11 protein-coding genes are annotated in these 19,314 nt (G+C 71.3%); 5 read left to right on the plus strand and 6 right to left on the minus strand.

Annotated features, from left to right (window positions below):
- The first annotated feature begins 8 nt into the window (after positions 1-8).
- Together OG609_RS25195 and OG609_RS25200 are read left to right on the plus strand one after the other, a co-directional pair.
- Positions 9-1,523, plus strand: coding sequence for a bifunctional glycosyltransferase/class I SAM-dependent methyltransferase (locus tag OG609_RS25195; RefSeq protein ID WP_327274900.1), 1,515 nt, complete (start codon positions 9-11; stop codon positions 1,521-1,523).
- Positions 1,524-1,593: 70 nt separating this feature from the next.
- Positions 1,594-1,968 (plus strand): hypothetical protein, encoded by a 375-nt coding sequence (locus tag OG609_RS25200; protein WP_229846057.1) that lies wholly within the window; start codon positions 1,594-1,596, stop codon positions 1,966-1,968.
- A gap of 6 nt (positions 1,969-1,974) precedes the next feature.
- On the opposite strand, the gene OG609_RS25205 is transcribed toward OG609_RS25200, so the two are convergent.
- The 6 genes from OG609_RS25205 to OG609_RS25230 all read right to left on the minus strand — a co-directional run bounded on the left by OG609_RS25205 (position 1,975) and on the right by OG609_RS25230 (position 14,292).
- Positions 1,975-4,176, minus strand: a complete 2,202-nt coding sequence (locus tag OG609_RS25205) for a bifunctional glycosyltransferase/CDP-glycerol:glycerophosphate glycerophosphotransferase (protein WP_327274901.1) — start codon at positions 4,174-4,176, stop codon at positions 1,975-1,977.
- A gap of 43 nt (positions 4,177-4,219) precedes the next feature.
- Positions 4,220-6,532 carry a bifunctional glycosyltransferase/CDP-glycerol:glycerophosphate glycerophosphotransferase gene (locus tag OG609_RS25210; RefSeq protein ID WP_327274902.1) on the minus strand — a complete coding sequence of 771 codons (2,313 nt, stop codon included), beginning with the start codon at positions 6,530-6,532 and terminating at the stop codon, positions 4,220-4,222.
- Between the two features lie 158 nt (positions 6,533-6,690).
- Positions 6,691-7,602, minus strand: coding sequence for a carbohydrate ABC transporter permease (locus OG609_RS25215; RefSeq protein WP_327274903.1), 912 nt, complete (start codon positions 7,600-7,602; stop codon positions 6,691-6,693).
- 100 nt (positions 7,603-7,702) lie between these two features.
- Complete coding sequence (locus tag OG609_RS25220) at positions 7,703-9,121, minus strand: carbohydrate ABC transporter permease (protein WP_327274904.1); 1,419 nt, start codon at positions 9,119-9,121, stop codon at positions 7,703-7,705.
- A 4-nt stretch (positions 9,122-9,125) separates the two neighbouring features.
- A complete protein-coding gene (locus tag OG609_RS25225) occupies positions 9,126-10,490 on the minus strand; it encodes an ABC transporter substrate-binding protein (protein WP_327274905.1) in 1,365 nt (454 codons plus the stop codon).
- Positions 10,491-10,632: 142 nt separating this feature from the next.
- The gene (locus OG609_RS25230) at positions 10,633-14,292 is read right to left on the minus strand and encodes an FHA domain-containing protein (RefSeq protein ID WP_327274906.1); all 3,660 of its coding nucleotides are present in this window, start codon (positions 14,290-14,292) and stop codon (positions 10,633-10,635) included.
- A gap of 497 nt (positions 14,293-14,789) precedes the next feature.
- Here OG609_RS25230 and OG609_RS25235 point away from each other — a divergent pair, with 497 nt between their 5' ends.
- From OG609_RS25235 to prfB, 3 genes are all read left to right on the plus strand, one after another.
- Entirely contained in the window at positions 14,790-16,427 is a 1,638-nt protein-coding gene (locus tag OG609_RS25235; protein ID WP_327274907.1) for a serine/threonine-protein kinase, read from the plus strand.
- Between the two features lie 181 nt (positions 16,428-16,608).
- Positions 16,609-17,847 carry a serine/threonine-protein kinase gene (locus OG609_RS25240; protein WP_327274908.1) on the plus strand — a complete coding sequence of 413 codons (1,239 nt, stop codon included), beginning with the start codon at positions 16,609-16,611 and terminating at the stop codon, positions 17,845-17,847.
- 164 nt (positions 17,848-18,011) lie between these two features.
- On the plus strand, positions 18,012-19,118 hold the full coding sequence (prfB, locus tag OG609_RS25245; RefSeq protein ID WP_327274909.1) for a peptide chain release factor 2: 1,107 nt from the start codon (positions 18,012-18,014) through the stop codon (positions 19,116-19,118).
- The last annotated feature ends 196 nt before the right edge of the window (positions 19,119-19,314 follow it).

Consider the following 19,314-nt stretch of genomic DNA (forward strand, 5'->3'; position numbering starts at 1 on the left):
AACGCCCCGTGAAGGAAAGCCCGAGCCCCAGGATCGGCATCCTGGTGGTCGCGTACAACGCCGAGACGACACTGGAGAGGACCCTCGACCGCATTCCGGAAGATTTCCGGTCCAAGGTCGCCGAGGTCCTGATTCTCGACGACGCGAGCCATGACGCGACCTTCACCGCAGGCTGCCGCTGGTCGCAGACGGAGGGACTGCCGCGGACCGTGGTGATGCGGCACACCAAGAATCTCGGATACGGCGGAAACCAGAAGGCCGGATATGCGCTGGCCGCCGAACACGGACTCGACATCATCGTGCTGCTGCACGGCGACGGACAGTACGCCCCCGAATTCCTGCCCGACATGGTCGCACCGATCGAACGCGGGGAATGCGATGCCGTGTTCGGCTCGCGGATGATGAAACCCGGATCCGCTCTCAAGGGCGGCATGCCGGTGTACAAATGGCTCGGCAACCGTATTCTCACCCGCCTGGAGAACACCCTTCTCGGCTCGCAGCTCACCGAATTCCACTCCGGGTACCGCGCCTACAGCGTCGCGGCACTCAAGAGGCTGCCGATCCACCGGAACACCGACGCGTTCGACTTCGACACCCAGATCATCGTCCAGCTGCTCAACGAAGGAATGCGGATCAAGGAGATCCCCGTCCCCACCTACTACGGCGACGAGATCTGCTACGTCAACGGCATGAAGTACGCGAAGGACGTCGTCAAGGACGTCCTCGAATACCGGCTCGCCGTCAAGGGATTCGGCACCTGCGCCTGGATCCCCAAGCCCGTCGAGTACGCGTTCAAGGAGGGCGACGGTTCCTCGCACGCCGTCATCCTGGAGAAGATGCGCAGCCTTCCGCCCGGCCGGGTCCTCGATCTCGGCTGCTCCGGCGGCCTGTTCGCCCAGCGACTCGAAGCCCTCGGCCACGAAGTGACGGGTGTGGACTACGTCGAGGTCCCCGGCGTACGCGAGAAATGCACCCACTTCCACCTCGCCGACCTGGAGGAGGGGCTGCCCGCGGAGATCGGCACCGATTACGACTATGTCGTCGCCGGCGATGTCATCGAGCACCTCTCCCGCCCCGAGCGCGTGCTCGCCGAGGTCGCCACCGTGCTGCGGCCCGGCGGCCATGTACTGCTCTCCGTACCGAACTTCAGCCACTGGTACTCACGGCTGCGGGTCGCGCTCGGCGTCTTCGACTACGACCGGCGCGGCATCCTCGACGAGACGCATCTGCGCTTCTTCACCCGGGCCAGCCTGCGTCGCACGGTCAGGAGCGCGGGCTACGACGTCCTCCACATCGCCTCCACCGGAGCCCCGTTCTGGGCGCTGCTCGGAGGCGGACCGCTCCCCGCGGTCCTCGGCGGGGTGTCGAAGCTGCTCACCCGGATCCGGCCGACGCTGTTCGGCTATCAGCACGTCGCACTGCTCACCCCGCATGCGGCCGAGACGATCATCGCTGGAGAGCACGTCGATGTACAGGACATCCTCAACCGACGGTACGCCGCTGCCGACCGGGTCGGCGTCTGAGGCCGCCGTCCCCCGTCCCACCCCCGCCCCGACGTCCGAAGCCCCGGTCGCCGCAGTCAGGAGCAAGGCCTTGACCCTCCCCAGTCTGATGCTGCTGCTGTTCGCCGTGTTCTCGTCGGCGGGCGGCCAGATCATGCTCAAACACGGGATGAAGGGCGCCGCGGCCGCCGCCGCGCAGGGCGGCGGGTCCCTCGCCGTGCGCGCCGCGACCAGCCCCTGGGTCGTCCTCGGCCTGGTGGTCTTCGCGGTGTCCGCCATCGCCTGGATGACCACTCTGGCCAAGGTGCCGCTGTCCATCGCCTATCCGTTCAACGCCCTCGGGTATCTGCTGATCGTGCTGGCCGGGGCGACCGTGCTGCACGAGCGGACCTCGATGTGGACCTGGGGAGGCTCGCTGCTCGTGGTCGTCGGCCTCTTCACGGTGATGGCGGGCCAGCAACGCTGAGCAGATTCAAGCCCGTCCGGCGCTCGAGGACACGCCGCCGGACGGGCCCGGCACCGCACGCTCCCCCAGCAGAACCCTCCGCACCACGCGCTCCGCTGCGCGCCCGTCGTCGTACGGACAGAACCGGGCCCGGAACGCGGCCCGCAGCGCCTCGTTCGCCGGGCTCCGCCAGCTGCCGTCGAGGAAGATCCGGGCCAGCTCGTCCGTATCGGTGGAGACCGCCCCGGGGGTGTCGCCGGGCTTCCCGGACAGCAGATCGAAGCAGACTCCCCGGACCGTGCGGTACGTCTCCCAGTCGGGAGCGTGCACCACGATCGGTCGGTCCAGATGGGCGTAGTCGAACATCACCGACGAGTAGTCCGTCACCAGCGCGTCCGCCGCCAGGCACAGCTCCTCGATCCGCGGGTGATTGCAGACATCGACGAGCGAGGGGTGCTCCGGCAGCCCCGCACCCTCGTAGAAGTAGTGGGCGCGGATCATCACGACGGTGTCCGGGCCGAGCGCCTCGCAGAGGCGGACCAGATCGATCCGGCTGGTGAACGCCGCCTCGTAGTCGCGATGCGTCGGCGCGTACAGGATGGTGCGGCGGCCGGGCCGGATGCCGAGACCCTCGCGGATCTCCGCGATCCGCTCGGCCGTCGCCGTCGCGAAGACGTCGTTGCGCGGATAGCCCGATTCGAGGGACCGGGCGGCGCCCGGATAGGCGCGTGCCCACACCTCGGTGGAGTGCGGGTTGGCGGAGACGCTCCAGTCCCACCGGTCGACGCGCTGGAGCAGCCGGTCGAAGTTCAGCCCCTGGGCCGCCGCCGGATAGTCCTGCTGGTCGAGCCCCATGATCTTCAGCGGGGTGCCGTGATGGGTCATCACATGGATCTGGCCGGGGCGCTTGACCAGATGGTCGGGGAAGTTGACGTTGTTGAAGAAGTACGTGGCACGGGCCAGCAACTGCCAGTAGCGGCGGGTTCCCGGCACCACGTGGTCGATGCCCTCGGGCACCGTGTCCACCTGGTTCTTCGACACCACCCACGCGCCGCGCACTTGCGGGGCCAGCTCCTGGGCCTTGCGGAAGACGGCCTCCGGATTGCAGCTCACCCCGCGGTTCCAGTACGCGGCGTAGACGGCGAGCCCGGGGTCCAGCGGAAGCCTGCGCTGCCACCAGTAGTAGCGCGCGGACAGGGTGCGCCTGGCCCGCGCCCGGACCGCGCCGGGCGCCGCCCGCAGACTCCGGCGCAGGGCCAGGACCGTGTCGAGGGCGCCGAGCACGACGTACCGGCCACCGCCCATCAGCTTCGGTCGCAGCCCCTGGGCACCGCCCGGGAAACGGTGCCCCTCCGGCCGGTGCGCACGGTGGAACGCCGCCACGGACCGTACGTAGCGCCTGCGCCGCCGGGTCACCGACGGGTATCCGGAGAGGAGTTCCCAGGCCGCCCGGTCGAAGAGCAGGGTCCGCACGGGATGCAGGAGCGGCCGGTCCCGTACGAACTCCATCAGACCGGCGTACACGTCGGCGAGCTGGTGCGGTGTCGAGCCGTCCGCCGGTTCCGTCGCGTCGGCCGGAACGGGCAGGTGGCGCCGGCTGCGGTGCTCGACGCAGGCGGTGGGGAGCACGGCGACGGACTCGGCCGCGGCGAGGGTCTGCAGTGCGTACATCCGCTCCCCGTGCTGCCCCGGCCCGAAGGACAGCTTCTCGCCCTCATGGAGGGTGCGGCGCACGGCGCGGTTCCAGGAGACCGGTGCGATGTCCAGGAGTACGGGGTGTTCGAGCAGGGTGAGCCGGCCCTCGGGCAGTTCGCCGAGCAGCTCCAGCGACCGGGTCGGGCGGGGACGGCCCCGGAACGGGCGCCTGTGATGGCCGAACAGCAGCAGTTCGGGGTCACCGGCGGCGTCCAGCCGGTTGGCGACGGACTGCAGGGCCCCCGGCAGGTGGACGAAGTTGCCCTCCAGGAAGAGGAGATAGTCCCCGACGGCCCGCTCGGCCCCGGCGTTGCGCCGCCCGTCCGGCCCGGCCCCCGGCGGCAGATGGATGGCCTGCACCCGGTCGTCCCGTGCGGCGAACTCGTCGAACAGCAGCCCCGAACCGTCCGGTGAACCGTCATCGACCCCGATCACCTCGATGTCCGTGAACGACTGCGTGAGCACCGACTCCAGGCACTCGCGCAACTGCCCTCGGGCGCGGCGGACGGGGATGATGACACTCAGCCGGGGCATACAGGCTCTTTCTCGGACTCGGGTCTACGGGGGAGGGGTGCGCTCAGGGGTGGTTGGTCGGCTGCGCTCCGGCGAGGCCGAGGCCCGTGGACGCCTGCCGGTCCGCCGGGACCGTGGCCGTGGCCGGTGTGGAGACCGGGACCTGCGCCGGGTCGCCCGCCGCCGGTGCGGGCCGCCGCAGTGCCGGAGGAGTCGCGGGCGGCTGCGCGGACGTGTCGCCCAGGAAGACCCGGCGCACCACCCGCTCCGCCGCGTGCCCGTCGTCGTACGGACAGAAACGCTCCCGGAACGCCGCGCGCAGCCGGGCGGAGCGGGTGCCGCACCAGTGGCCGGTCGCGAAGACGTCGAGCAGTTCGTCCTCGCTGTGCGCGATCGCGCCGGGCGGGCAGGAGAGCAGGTCGAAGTAGGTACCGCGGGCCGCTTCGTACGCCTCGCGGTCGTCGCAGTGGATGACGACGGGCCGGTCCAGATTGGCGTAGTCGAACATCAGCGACGAGTAGTCCGTGATCAGCGCGTCCGAGGCGAGCGCGAGCGCCTCGACGCACGGGTGGCCGCTGACGTCGATGATCCGCGGGTGCGGTTCGCGGACCGGCGGAGCCCCGTACGAGTAGTGGGCGCGGCTCAGGATCACAAAGCCCGGACCGAGGACCCGCAGCACGCGTGCCAGGTCGAGCGCGATGTGCTGGTCGCGCCGGTAGTCGCGGTGCGTGGGCGCGTACAGCAGGGCCAGCGTGCCCTCGGGGATGCCGATCGACTCGCGCAGCCGCGCCACGTCGTCGGCGGTTGCCCGCTGGTAGACGTCATTGCGCGGATAGCCGTACTCCAGCGTCGCGCAGCTCGCGGAGGCCGACGGATAGGCCTTCTCCCAGACGAGGGTGGAGTGCTGGTTCGCGGAGAGGGAGTAATCCCACTTGTCGACATTGGCGAGCAGCCGGCCGAAGTCCATCCCGCGGGCCGCCGCAGGCCGGTCCTGGAGGTCGAGGCCCATGGTCTTGAGCGGTGTGCCGTGGTGGGTCTGGAGCAGTACCTGGCCGCGTCGCTTGACCAGCCGCCGGTCGAAGTTGACGTTGTTCACCAGATACCTGGAGCGGGCCAGCGCCCGCCAGTAGCCATACGTTCCGGGGGTGAGCCGCTCTGTTGCGGTGGGCACGGTGTGCGCGTCCTCGGGGCGGCAGATCCAGGCGGTCCGCAGGCCGGGGACGAGTTCGCGGGCCTTCGCCTCGATCGCGGCCGGATTGCAGGCGTAGCCGCGGTGCCAGTACGCCGCGAACACCGCCCGGTCCGCCTGGACGGGCAGCCGCAGCTGGATGCGGTAGTACGCCCGGAGCGCGGCGGCCCGCAGCACCCGGCGGACAGCCGTGGTCACCTTCCGCAGCCGGCCGTGCAGCAACTGCGCGGTCCACAGCGCACGGTACGTGCGGTGCGCGCCCAGCCGGATCAGGCCGTGGCGCAGCCGGGCGCGGCGCGGGGCGGGGGCGCCCGGAGTGCGGTAGCGGCCGCAATGGGTGCGGGCGCGGCGGAAGAACTCGGCGCGGCTGCGGCGCGGCAGTCGGCCGGGGGCGGTGAACAGGGTGCAGAAGTGGTCGAGCATCCTGCGGAAGATCACCGGTCGCCAGGGCGCGAGTTCGGGGCGGGCGTCGATGAACGCGAAGACCCGGTCGTACTGTTCGAAGATGTCGAAGTGCTTGCGGCTGGTGGTGGCCAGGATGTTGCCCTGGCGCCGCTGCCGGTAGCCGACGCACACCCGGTCGAGTACCGCGATCGAGCGGGCGGCCAGCAGCACCGGGTACGTCCAGGGCGTGTCCTCGTAGTAGCCGGGCGGGAAGGCGAATCCCTCGGCCTCGACGAACGCCCGGCGGTACGCCTTGTTCCAGACGACCATCAGGACCTTCAGCAGCCCGGGCCGGCCGGCGAGCGTGAAGGTGGCGGGGCCGGTCTCGGCGAGGTGTTCGGCGAAGGTGTTGCGTACGCTCTCGCCCGTCCAGTACGTACGGGCGTAGTCGTAGACCAGGACGTCCGGTTCCCCGGTCTCCTCGATCCGGTCGGCGACGGCCCGCAGGGCGCCGGGGGCGAGGGTGTCGTCGCTGTCCAGGAAGATCAGATAGTCGCCGGTGGCCTGTGCGATCCCGGCGTTACGGGCCTGGCCCAGACCCACGTTCTCCGGCAGATGCAGGGCCCGCACCCGTTGGTCGCGGGCGGCGAACTCGTCGATGACGGCGCCGCAGGCATCGGGTGAGCAGTCGTCAACCGCGATGAGCTCGAAGTCCTCGAAGGACTGGGTCAGCACCGAGTCCAGGCTCTCGTGCAGATACGCCTGAACCCGGTAAGCGGGCACGATGACACTGAACCGGGGCACAACACATCCATGGGTCGTTCGCAGCGCGGGCGGGTGGTCCGCAAACGTCCGATGGAGTGACAGGGTTACGCCAAAATGTGGCAAATCCGCAAAATTGCAGGTGGGGTGGTCCTGTTGCGGTGAACAGGACCACCCCGTGTTGACGTACGGCTGTGCGACTACTTCACCGCGCCCGCCATCACGCCGGAGACGAACTGACGCTGGAAGGCGAAGAAGACCGCAAGCGGAATGACCATCGACACGAAGGCGCCGGGCGCCAGCACGTCGATGTTGTTGCCGAACTGCCGTACCTGCTGCTGCAGCGCCACCGTGATCGGCGGGGAGCCGGAGTCCGCGAAGATCAGTGCGACCAGCATGTCGTTCCACACCCAGAGGAACTGGAAGATCCCGAGCGAGGCGATCGCCGGACCGCCCAGCGGCATCACGACCCGGGTGAAGAGCCGGATCTCGCCCGCCCCGTCGAGCCGGGCCGCCTCCAGCAGCTCCCTCGGGATCTCCGCGAAGAAGTTCCGCAGCAGGAAGATCGCGAAGGGCAGACCGAAGGCCGTGTGGAAGATGATCACGCCGAAGGTCGTCTCGAAGATCCCGACCGCGCCGAAGAGCTTGGAGACGGGGACCAGGGCGACCTGCACCGGAACCACCAACAGCCCCACGACCACGAGGAACCACCAGTCGCGGCCGGGGAACTCCATCCAGGCGAAGGCGTATCCGGCCAGTGAACCGATCACGACGACCAGGACGGTCGCCGGGACGGTGATCATGACCGTGCTGAGGAGGGAGTGGGTGATGGTCGAATTGTCCAGCAGCCGGGAGTAGTTGTCGAAGGTGAGCTGGGACGGGGCCGTGAAGACCTTCCACCAGCCGGTCGACGCGATGTCGTCCGCACCGCGCAGCGAGGACAGCAGCAGCCCGATGGTCGGCATCAGCCAGAACAGGCCCACCAGGATGAGGAAGACCCTCATCACACCGCCGCCGGCGCGGGCGGCGATGCGTGCGCCGAGGGACTGTTCGGCCTTCACCGGTTCGGTTGCGGCTGTCGTGCTCGTGGCCGTGTTCGACGCTGTCGTCATCGGCGCCCCTCCTTCCGGATCCGGCGGACGTTGCTGTGCCGTCCCGGGGGACAACCCCCGGACCCCCGGCAGGGGGTGGCGGTCGTGGTCGTCGCTCTCGTCATCGGCGCCCCTCCTTCCGGATCCGGCGGACGTTGAAATACATCACCGGGAGTACCAGCAGCAGCAGGAGCACGGCGATGGCGCTGCCGATCCCGAGGTCCGCGTCCGTGCCGAACGAGGAGCGGTAGAGCTGGAGCGCCAGCACATTCGCATCATCCTGCGAGGAGCCCGGAGCGATGATGAAGACCAGGTCGAAGATCTTCAGCACGTTGATCATCAACGTGACCAGCACCACCGCGAGAACGGGCGCGAGCATCGGCACCGTGATCCGGCGGAACACCTGCCACTCGTTCGCGCCGTCCACCCGGGCCGCTTCCAGGAGCTCACGTGGCAGGCCCGCCAGGCCCGCAGCGATCAGCACCATCGCGAACCCGGCCCACATCCACACGTAGGAGCCGATGATCCCCGGTGTGACCAGGGTCGGGCCGAGCCACTCGACTCCGTTGTACGGCTCCTTGAAGTTGGAGGCGGGGAGCCGGAGTTCGGCGCCGTCCGCCGAAGCGGGCAGAGTGAACGTACCGTCCGCGGCCGCCGTCGCCGAGGCGACCACCTTGCCGTCCTTGACCGCCTCCACCTTGATGCCCTTGAGCCCCAGCTCCTTGGCGTCGATGACATTGGGTCTGCCGCCGCCGCCCTTGGTGAAGTCCAGCCACGCGGTACCGGTGATTTTTCCGGCCCCCGCCGCCGCGGCCTTCGCAGGCTTCGCGTCCGTCGGCATCTTCGCCGGCGCCACACCGACCAGCGGCAGCTGTACCGGCTGCCCGGCCCGCACCGGCGCCTTGGTGACGAACGAACCGCCCGCGCCCGCTTTGAGCGGGTGGACGGGCAGCGGATGCGCCTTCGGATAGCCCGCCGACTCGGCAAATGTGTCGTGCACACCCACCCATACGGCGTTGGCGACCCCGCGCTCCGGGGCCGCGTCGTACACCAGCCGGAAGATGATGCCCGCGGCGAGCATGGAGATCGCCATCGGCATGAAGACGATCAGCTTGAACGCCGTACCCCAGCGGATCCGCTCCGTCAGTACCGCGAAGATCAGCCCGAGAACGGTGGATACCGTCGGCGCGAACACGACCCAGATCGCATTGTTCTCGACCGCTGTACGGATGGTGTCGTCCGTGAACAGCGCCTTGTAGTTGTCGAGTCCGGCGAAGCCCGTGCCCGCCTGGTCGAAGAACGACCGGTAGACGGAGTACACGATCGGATAGACCACGAGCGCGCCCAGCAGCACCAGCGCGGGCGCCAGGAACAGCGCCGCGATGACCCGGCGGGTGCCGGTCACACTTCTGCGGCTGCGTTTCGGGCCGCCGGCCTGGGCATCGGACGGCTTCCTGGGAGCGGGTAGTGACGACTGTCCGGACGGATGCTTGTCGGCGGGGGGCACCGCGTCGGCGCCCCCCGCTGCGGCTGTCGTCATCCCGTCAGCTCTTGTACGCCTTGGCCGCGTCGGACTCCAGCTTGGCTTGAGTCCCCGCGATGTCCTTCGGGTTCTTCAGGAAGTCCTGGAGGGTCTTCCACTCGCCCTTCCCGGGCGTCCCGCCGAACGACTGCGGGGCCTGGTCGGACATGTCGAACCGGACGGCGTCACCCGCCGCGACCAGCGCCTTCGCCATCGTGCGCTGCACCTCGTTCGGGTACGCGGCGGCGTCCAGGGCCTTGTTCGGCGAGATGAACCCGCCCTGCTCAGCCATGATCTTCGCCGCGTCGGTCGAGGCCAGCCAGGTCAGCAGGGCCTGGGCGCCCTTGCCGTCCTTCAGTGCCACCGCCGCGTCGCCGCCCGTCACGACGGGGGACTCGGCGCCGACCGCCGGGAACGGGAACACCTTGGCGTCCGTCCCGATCTTCGCCTTCGTCTGCGCGATGTTGACGGCCACGAAGTCGCCCTCGTAGACCATCGCGGCCTTGGGCTGGTCACCGCCGGTGAAGGTCTGGGTGACCGAGGCCGGGAACTCCGTCTGCAGCGCGCCGTCGGCGCCGCCCGCGATCAGCGACGGCTTGCCGAAGAGCTGTGCGAGCGTGGTCAGCGCGTCCTTGACGGACGGGTCCGTCCACTTGATCTTGTGCTGGGCCAGCTGGTCGTACTTCTCCGGACCCGCCTGGGAGAGATAGATGTTCTCGAACCAGTCGGTGAGGGTCCAGCCGTCCGCGCCACCGACCGAGACCGGGGTGACACCCGAGGCGGAGACCGTCTCGGCCGTCGCCAGGAAGTCCTTCCAGGTCTTCGGTTCGCTCGCGCCCGCGTTCTCGAATGCCTTGGCGTTGTACCAGATCAGGGACTTGTTGGCGGCCTTGAAGTAGACGCCGTACTGGGTGCCGTCCACCGCACCGAGGTCCTGCCAGACCTTCGAATAGTTCTTGGCCAGCTGGGCCTTGGCCTCGGCGCCGACCGGCTTGGCCCACTTCTTCTGGGCGGCCTGCTGGATCGCGCCGACCTGCGGGATCATCGCGACGTCCGGCGGCTGGCCGCCCGCGATCTTGGTACCGAGGAAGTTGACGATCGGGTCCTGCGCCGGGACGAAGGTGACCGTCGCCCCCGTGCGGTTCTCGAACTCTTTGAGGACCTTGACGAAGTTGGCCTGCTCGGCACCGGTCCAGACCGCCGCGACCGAGAGCTTCTCGCCGTCCAGTTTCGGCAGTACGACGCTCGACGAGCTCCCCTTGCCGCCCTCGGAGCTCTTGTCCGACTTGTCTTTTCCGCCGCCGTCGTCACCGCAACCGGTGAGGGCCAGTGCGCCGATGGCGGTGAACACCGCGGCGGCCCTGCTGATCCGAAGGGTTGTGCGCATTGCTTCCCCGTCTCTCACATCGTTGTGTGCGCACAGTCCTACGCCCGGTGTACGGGTGCCGCAATACCGCTTCTCGTGTCAACTCCTTGATCGTGATGGGCTCGTGACGTGATGTCAGTGGATGTCCGGACCCGGAGCCGCTTCAGGAGTGGACGGGCCCGAACGGGGCTATCGGCTCGGCGTTCACCGACCTGGCCGCCCGCTCCAGCGCACTGGCCAGCAGCGCCAGGTCCGTCGGACCGTTGCCCAGTTCGCGGACCGGGCGCCGGGCCGGCGGATCGCCCATCCGCTCCCACTCCAGCGGGACGACGGTGGGGCGCAGGGTCGCCGTACGCGGAATGCGTCCCGTCACCCTGCCGCCCTGGAACGGTGTCACCCGCCCGTCGGGATGCCCCAGCCGGCCACGTCCGGGTGCCGGAGCCTCCGGTGACGGCGGGACGACCGGTGCGTCGAGCACGATACGCAGCCGGGCCCCATGGGCCAGGTCCGTGTCCTCCGTACGGTCCGGGCGGGCGGACGTCGCGACCAGGTGGACGCCGAGCCGGCCGCCGTCCCTGGCCACGGCCTCCAGGGCCCGTACGACCGACCCCGCGGCCGGGCGGCCGGGGCTGCCGAGCGCCGGGGCGACCAGCGCGTCGAAGTCGTCGACCAGGACGACGAGCCGGGGCAGCGGGGAGGGGCCGGGGCCCGTGGACCGTGCTGCGGCGGGCCGCAGCCGGAGCGTCCCGCTCATCGGGGAGTCGAGGTCTCCGCGCTGCTCCGCGGCGCTCGGCGGGCGCTGGCCGGCCATCCGCTGCGCCACCTCGTGCCGGTGGTGCCACTCGGTGAAGTCGTACTGGCCGAGCAGTTCGGCGCGCCGCTTCAGTTCGCCGCCCAGCGCCTGCGCGAACTCGCGCATCCGTACCGGATCCGAGGCCACCAGGTGTGTGAACACGTGCGGGAGTTCGGTACAGGGGCGCAGGCTCTCGCCACGCTCGCCACCGGCGCCGTCGACCAGGAGTATGCCCAGCCGGTCGGGCCGGGCTGCCGCGGACAGCGAGGCGGCGACGGCCCGCAGCAGCTCGGTACGTCCGCTGCCGGTCGGCCCCTCGATGAGGAGGTGGGGTCCCTCCTCCGCCAGATCCACACTGACCGCGCCCCGGGGCCCGGCCCCGAGCACCACGACGGGCCGCCCGGCGGCCACGGCAGCGGCGCCTTCGGCCCGGGCGGCTGCGGGCATGCCGGTGCCCGTGTTCGCTTCCACGGCGGTACGTGCGGCTGCCGCTCCGCTCCCGGCGCCCCGCGCCGCGACCGGGGGTGTGTCGCCGCCGCGCGGTCCGCTGACCCGGTTCGAGGTCCGCCCGGATCCGGCGGAACGGAGACTGTCGGCCCCCTGGACATCACCTCCGCCCCAGGTACCGGACGCGGGAACGGTACGGGAGCTCCGGGTGTCCCCGGGCGAACTGCCGTAGCGCCCGCCGCCGACACGGGCGGCGCCGGGATACGGGGTGCGTCCGGAACCACCGGTGTCGTGGGCGTCGTCTCGCACGAGGCCGTGGCCCGCGGTGCCGATGTGGGTGGTGGTCTCGCTGCCGGGGTACGGGGTGCGCCCCGAGCCGGGGGCGTACCCGCCCGCGCGGTCCGGCCCCGGTGCGCCGCCTGTGCGCTGGGCGCCCACGCGGGGGCCCGCGCCGCGTGGGTACTCCGTGCGTCCCGAACCGCGGGCATCCGCGTCGGCTGCATCCATACCGCCACCGGCGCCCGCCGGCCCGCCCGCCCAGCGGCCCGAACCGCGGACCGTGGCGCCGGGCTGGTCGTCCGCAGTGGAGGCCCAGCGGGCCATCAGGGATGCCGGGGTGGCACGCGCCAGGCCCAGTTCGTCCAGCAGCCGGGCGGTCGGCGGGAGCGCGGCCGACGCGGGCCGGCCGTGGGCCGACGTCGAACCCTCCGTACGCAGCGGGGCCAGCGCCCGGCCGAACCGCTCGGCCCAGTGCGCCGACACCGCGTCCACCGCGGCGACCGTGCCGCGGCCCGCGGCCCGTCCGTCCGCCGTGCGCAGCAGCCGCAGTGCCGTGGCCACATCACCGCTCAGCATCGCCACCGCCCCGCACTCACGGAACGCGATCGAGGCGTGGCAGGCCGCCTCGTACGTCGCCGCGACCGGTGAGGTGGGCGTGGCGGCCGGGGTCTCGGCCAGACAGATCAGATGGATTCCGGCAGCGGCACCCGCGGCGGCCAGCCGGGCGGTGTTCTCGCGCAGCACCGCCGAGCCGGGGTCGCCGTCGACGATCACCACGGTGTACGGGCCCGAGTACTGCCCGGCGGCCTCGGCGACCGTGCTGCGGTCCAGGCTCGCCCAGCCGGGCCCCAGCGGCCCGTCGTCCAGTCGGCGCACCAGCTCCGTCGTACGGGCGACGGCCTGTTCCCGGTCGTACGCGAGGAGCAGCCGGCAGTCCTGGCCGTGCATGGGGCGCAGATGGGGCAGCCAGCCGAGCCAGGCCCATTCGCGTCTGCGCTCGTCCGCGCTGCGGGCGCGGTCCGTGCTGATCAGCACGATCTCCAGATCGGCGGGGGAGTGCAGCGCGGCGAGCTGCGCCACCGCTGAACGGGCGAGTCCGGCCAGCCGGGTCCGCGGACCGGCGAGCCCGAGGGAACCGGCCTCCCGCAGCCCCACGGTCACCGGCACGGCGGGCAGCTCGGCCCGGTCCGTCGTCCCCAGGCGCACCACGAGCGCCTCCGGGTGCGCGGTGTCGCGCTCCCACAGCCTGGGGCCGGGTCCGAGCGCGGTAAGCAGCACGGCCGCCGGGTCGGGCCAGATGCTCTCCGCGGCGCATCCCGATGGTGTCGCGGGGGAGGCGGTGGCCGGGAACGGCAGCTCGGCCGCGCCTGTCCCGTCGGGCGTCGCCTCGTGCACCGGCTCGCCCTTGTTGCCCGCGAGTCTGCGCGCCCAGGCGCCTATCCCGCCCCGCCGGGGTGTTCCGTCGCCCGGGAAGCGGGGGGAGCGCTCGGAGGGGGGCTGGCGGGTGTCGGCCCACCCGCCTTCGCCGCTCTCGTACGTGTGACGGTCGCCGGGCCCCTCGTACGGGGCGGGCCCGGGGCCGGCGGCGGCCGGGGCGTACCCGTGGCCGGAGCCGTACTCCTCGGCGAAGCCGCCATCGGCGGCGGCCGCGCCTGCCGTACCGGACACCCGCAGATGCCCCTCGCCGTCCGGGGCCGTCGCCAGCGTCGGCGTACGCGCGCCCGAGGTCAGCCGGAGCGTCGATTCGCCGAGCCGCAGCAGCGCGCCGGGCTTCAGACGGACCGGGCGGTCGCGGACCTCCGTACCGTCGAGCAGGGTGCCGTTGGTGGAGCCCAGATCGGCCACCGAGACCAGGCCGTCCTCGGCGACCGTCACGGTGCAGTGCAGCCGGGACACGTCGGGGTCGTCGAGCGGGACGTCCGCGTCGGCGGAGCGGCCGATCCGGATCCGGCCGCCGTGCAGCAGATGGACCCCGCCCGCGTCGGGCCCCGCGACCACATGCAGCTGCGCCGGAACGGCGTCGTCCGCCGACTCGTCCTCGCCCGGGACCTGGAGTGAGAGCACCGCTCCGTCGACCAGCGGGGGCTCACCCAGTGCGCACCGCTGCGCGTCGAGCCGCTCACGCCCGGCGAACAGCACCACCGCACCGCTGCCGAGCGAGCCGTCGGGCCCGGAAACGGCCGCGGCCAGATTGGACGCCACCGTGGCGAGCGCCGTCCCCGGCGGGGCGGTGACCAGCACGTCGCAGGCGCGCGCCGGAGTCTGGCCGCTGCGCGGCGCGAGGACGGTCAGCCGGATCTGCATCGCCGTCAGCGGTCCCTTCTGCGCGGGGCGCCGGGCAGGGGAAACGCCCTGTGATTCCCCCCACCCGACCCGGACGCGTCGTCCGGTACAGGTTCGTCACGTGCCACAGGGCTCCCTACCCCACAGTCCGTGCTGAAGGCATCCTCGCACCTGCCACTGACAACACGCCCGGGGGTCACCGCTAAGTGATCTTGAAAGGTCGGCTGTGCGCCCATAAGTGCCTGCTTGGAACGATCTCCGCGGCAGCGCAACCGATCCGGGAGAGCGCCCGGAACGGTTCATCGCACGTGTGTACGACAACCATCCGCCCGGTGTGAGCGTCTTGTTCCGCAACGGCCGGTACCTCCTTCAGGAGGCAATCGGGCCCGGCGGACAAGGACGGCGACGGCAACCGGGCGGACCCGCCCGACCTCGCCGGTCACCCCACTAGAGTGGGCCGGAACTCCCGGGGGATCCGGGAGCACCGCAAGCACCACGATCAGCAGGGAGCGCATGACGTGCGGCCGGTAGGCAGCAAGTACCTGCTCGAGGAGCCGCTGGGACGCGGCGCCACGGGCACCGTCTGGCGTGCCCGCCAGCGGGAGACCGCAGGTGCCGAGGCGGCCGTCGCCGGCCAGCCCGGCGAGACCGTGGCGATCAAGGTCCTCAAGGAGGAGCTCGCCAACGACGCGGACGTCGTGATGCGGTTCCTGCGCGAGCGCTCCGTGTTGCTCCGGCTCACCCACGAGAACATCGTGCGCACCCGCGACCTGGTCGTCGAGGGAGACCTCCTCGCCCTCGTCATGGACCTGGTCGACGGCCCCGACCTGCACCGTTACCTCCGCGAGAACGGCCCGCTCACCCCGGTCGCCGCCGCGCTCCTCACCGCGCAGATCGCGGACGCGCTCGCCGCCAGCCACGCCGACGGCGTCGTCCACCGCGACCTGAAGCCCGCCAACGTCCTGCTCGACGAGCGCGACGGCCAGATGCACCCGATGCTCACCGACTTCGGCATCGCGCGCCTGGCCGACTCCCCGGGGCTGACCCGGACCCATGAGTTCGTCGGCACGCCCGCCTATGTGGCGCCGGAGTCCGCCGAGGGCCGGCCGCAGACGTCCGCGGTCGACATCTACGGCGCGGGCATCCTGCTGTATGAGCTGGTCACCGGGCGCCCGCCGTTCTCCGGAGGCACCGCCCTCGAAGTCCTGCACCGGCACCTCAGCGAGGAGCCCCGCCGCCCCACCACCGTCCCGGCGCCGCTGTGGACGGTCATAGAGCGCTGCCTGAGCAAGGACCCCGACCGGCGGCCCAGCGCCGAGAACCTGGCCCGCGGACTGCGTACCGTCGCGGCGGGCATCGGCGTGCACGCCAGCTCGGCCCAGATCGCGGCGGCCGACGGTGTGGGCGCCCTGCTCGCACCCGACCCGGCGCCCGCGGCCGTTCCCCAGGCCCCCGGTGCGGCCGACCCGACGCAGGTGCTGCCCAGCAACGCGGGCTCGTACGATCCGAACGCCGCGACCAGCGTCATGCAGCACGCCCCCGGCCCGGGCGGGCACGCCGACCCGACCTCGGTCCTGCCGCCCGTACCGCCGCACCCGGACGGCCCTCCGCAGCCCGAGGGGCCGCACCCCTGGCAGTCCCAGCTCCAGGCGGCCCGCGATCGCAACGAGCAGACGCAGGTCCAGTACCTCGACCCGAGCGAGGACCCGCTGCGCCGCCGCCCCCAGAGGTCCCAGCCCCAGCAGCAGCCTCAGCGACGGCAGCAGCCGCCGCAGCATCAGCAGCAGCCGCAGCAGTACCCCCAGCCCCGGCAGCAGCAGTACCAGCCGCAACCCCAGCATCAGCACCAGCCCCAACAGCAGTACCAGCGGCAGCAGTACGCGCCCCCGCAGCCGCCGCCCCAGCAGCCGGCCCCGCGGCAGCCCCGCGAGCCGCGGCAGCGCAGCGCCAACCCGATGAAGATTCCCGGCCTCGGCTGCCTCAAGGGGTGTCTGTTCACCCTGGTGCTGCTGTTCGTCGCGGGCTGGCTGATCTGGGAACTGACCCCGCTGCAGGACTGGATCGGCCAGGGCAAGAGCTACTGGCAGGCGATCAGTGACGCGGTCTCCAGCGTGACCGACTGGGTCTCGAAACTGGGCGGCAGCAGCGGCTCCTGAGCCGCCGGTACACCATCAACTCTGTAGCTATATCGACTTCTGCGGGCCAGTTTCCACCGCATTTCGCCCGCAGAAGTGAAGGTTGGCGCCATCCCGGGCACTCAACACCCCGATCGACGCGTAACTTTGTCGACCGGGGGTCATGAGCGACGGTCCATCGCCAGCCGCTGAGGGAGCAGTCTTGGCACGGAATATCGGCAGCCGGTACACCGCCCACCAGATCCTGGGGCGCGGCAGCGCCGGCACGGTGTGGCTCGGCGACGGGCCCGAGGGCCCGGTGGCCATCAAGCTGCTCCGCGAGGACCTCGCGTCCGACCAGGAGCTCGTGGGCCGCTTCGTCCAGGAGCGCACCGCCCTGCTCGGCCTGGACCATCCGCATGTCGTCGCCGTCCGCGATCTCGTGGTGGACGGCAACGACCTGGCACTGGTCATGAGTCTGGTACGCGGCACGGACCTGCGCACCCGCCTCGACCGCGAACGCCGTCTGGCGCCCGAGGCCGCCGTCGCGATCATCGCGGATGTCGCCGACGGCCTGGCCGCCGCGCACGCCGCCGGGGTGGTCCACCGTGACGTCAAGCCGGAGAACATCCTGCTCGACATGGAGGGCCCGCTCGGCCCCGGCGGCTCGCACCCGGCGCTGCTCACCGACTTCGGTGTGGCCAAGCTGATCGACACCCCGCGCCGCACCAAGGCCAGCAAGATCATCGGTACGCCGGACTATCTGGCCCCCGAGATAGTCGAGGGCCTCCCGCCCCGCGCCGCCGTCGACATCTACGCACTCGCGACGGTCCTGTACGAACTCCTGGCCGGCTTCACACCCTTCGGCGGCGGACACCCCGGCGCGGTCCTGCGCCGCCACGTCACGGAGACGGTCGTCCCGCTCCCGGGCATCCCCGACGAGCTCTGGCAGCTCCTGGTCCAGTGTCTGGCCAAGGCCCCGGCCTCCCGGCTGCGTGCCTCCGAGCTCGCGGCCCGGCTGCGCGAGCAGCTCCCGCAGCTGGCCGGCATCCCGCCGCTGGACGTGGACGAGCCGGACGTCGAACCGGAACCCCAGAAGTACGACGAGCAGCAGTACACCCCCGCACCCGAGGAACCCCGCCGCCGCGGCGCGGTCCCCCTGGTCCCCGGCTCGTCCGCCGACTCCAACCGGGACACCCACACGAGCATGCGTGTCCCGGCCCCCGACGAACTCTCCGGCGGCCCCCGGGGCACGGCCAGGGCCCCGCGCTCCCCGGGCCGGCCCCGCCCGGGCTCGGCCCGCAACAAGTCCGCGGCTGTCCGCAAGCGCCGCCTGACGCTGGGCGCCGCGGCGCTGGTGCTGGTGGTGGCGCTGGGCGTGGGCGGCTGGCTGGCGCTGGGCGACGACACTGCGGACGCGCCTGCGCAGGACACGAAGAACTCGGCGCCGGGAACACCCTGACCCCCCCCGGGGCCCCGCGAGGCGGTTCCCGATGGCTCCGCGGCCGGAGAGTCCCGTGCGCACCCCTTCGCCGTACGGCCCGGGGACGCGGCGCCCACACGGCCGCGGAGTCGTGATCATGCGGCCCGAGGAATGTCCGCGCCGACAGCCGTTACGCTGGACCCGTGGCAGTCGTCGATATTTCCGAAGAGCTGAAGTCCCTCTCCTCGACCATGGGGTCGATCGAGGCCGTCCTGGACCTGGATGCGCTGAGGGCGGACATCGCCGCGCTCGAGGAGCAGGCGGCCGCGCCATCCCTCTGGGACGACCCGGACGCGGCGCAGAAGATCACCAGCAAGCTTTCGCACCTCCAGGCCGAGGTCCGCAAGACCGAGGCCCTCCGCGGCCGCATCGACGATCTCGAGGTCCTCTTCGAGCTCGCCCAGGACGAGGGCGACGCCGACGCCCTGGCCGAGGCCGAGTCCGAGCTGGAGTCCGTCAAGAAGGCGCTCGACGAGATGGAGGTCCGTACCCTCCTCTCCGGCGAGTACGACTCCCGCGAGGCCCTGGTCAACATCCGGGCCGAGGCCGGTGGCGTGGACGCCGCCGACTTCGCCGAGAAGCTCCAGCGCATGTACATCCGCTGGGCCGAGCGGCACGGCTACAAGACCGAGGTCTACGAGACGTCGTACGCGGAAGAGGCCGGCATCAAGTCGACCACCTTCGCCGTCCAGATCCCGTACGCCTACGGCACCCTCTCCGTCGAGCAGGGCACCCACCGGCTCGTCCGGATCTCGCCCTTCGACAACCAGGGCCGCCGCCAGACGTCCTTCGCGGGTGTCGAGGTGCTGCCCGTGGTCGAGCAGACCGACCACATCGAGATCGACGAGTCGGAGCTGCGCGTCGACGTGTACCGCTCGTCGGGCCCCGGCGGCCAGGGCGTCAACACCACGGACTCCGCGGTGCGCCTGACCCACCTCCCGACCGGCATCGTCGTCTCCTGTCAGAACGAGCGCTCGCAGATCCAGAACAAGGCGTCCGCGATGAACGTCCTCCAGGCGAAGCTCCTTGAGCGCCGCCGCCAGGAGGAGCAGGCCAAGATGGACGCCCTCAAGGGCGACGGTGGCAACTCCTGGGGCAACCAGATGCGGTCCTACGTCCTGCACCCGTACCAGATGGTCAAGGACCTGCGTACGGAGTTCGAGATCGGCAACCCGGAAGCGGTCTTCAACGGCGAGATCGACGGCTTCCTGGAGGCGGGCATCCGCTGGCGCAAGCAGCGGGAGAAGTAGGCGGGCCCCAGCAGTCTGTTGCTGCTTCCTGTTCTTACGGCGGTGCCGGAATCCCGACGGGGTTTCCGGCACCGCCGTTTTCGTCGGGGAGGGGTGCGGGGCGGCACCCGAAAGGGAGTTGGGGTTCCGAGTTGCGCAGGTGGCGTGGTGAGTGCGTCACAGTCGTGATTCTGAATGAAGGTCAACTGCTATCAAA

This window comes from Streptomyces sp. NBC_01224 (assembly GCF_036002945.1).
Lineage (GTDB): Bacteria > Actinomycetota > Actinomycetes > Streptomycetales > Streptomycetaceae > Streptomyces.

Excerpts from the sequence above, each read along its gene's own strand:
- OG609_RS25230 (WP_327274906.1), bottom strand. The coding sequence starts at position 14,292 with ATGCAGATCCGGCTGACCGTCCTCGCGCCGCGCAGCGGCCAGACTCCG.
- OG609_RS25220 (WP_327274904.1), bottom strand. The coding sequence starts at position 9,121 with ATGACGACAGCCGCAGCGGGGGGCGCCGACGCGGTGCCCCCCGCCGAC.
- OG609_RS25215 (WP_327274903.1), bottom strand. The coding sequence starts at position 7,602 with ATGACGACAGCGTCGAACACGGCCACGAGCACGACAGCCGCAACCGAA.
- OG609_RS25205 (WP_327274901.1), bottom strand. The coding sequence starts at position 4,176 with ATGCCCCGGCTGAGTGTCATCATCCCCGTCCGCCGCGCCCGAGGGCAG.
- OG609_RS25225 (WP_327274905.1), bottom strand. The coding sequence starts at position 10,490 with ATGCGCACAACCCTTCGGATCAGCAGGGCCGCCGCGGTGTTCACCGCC.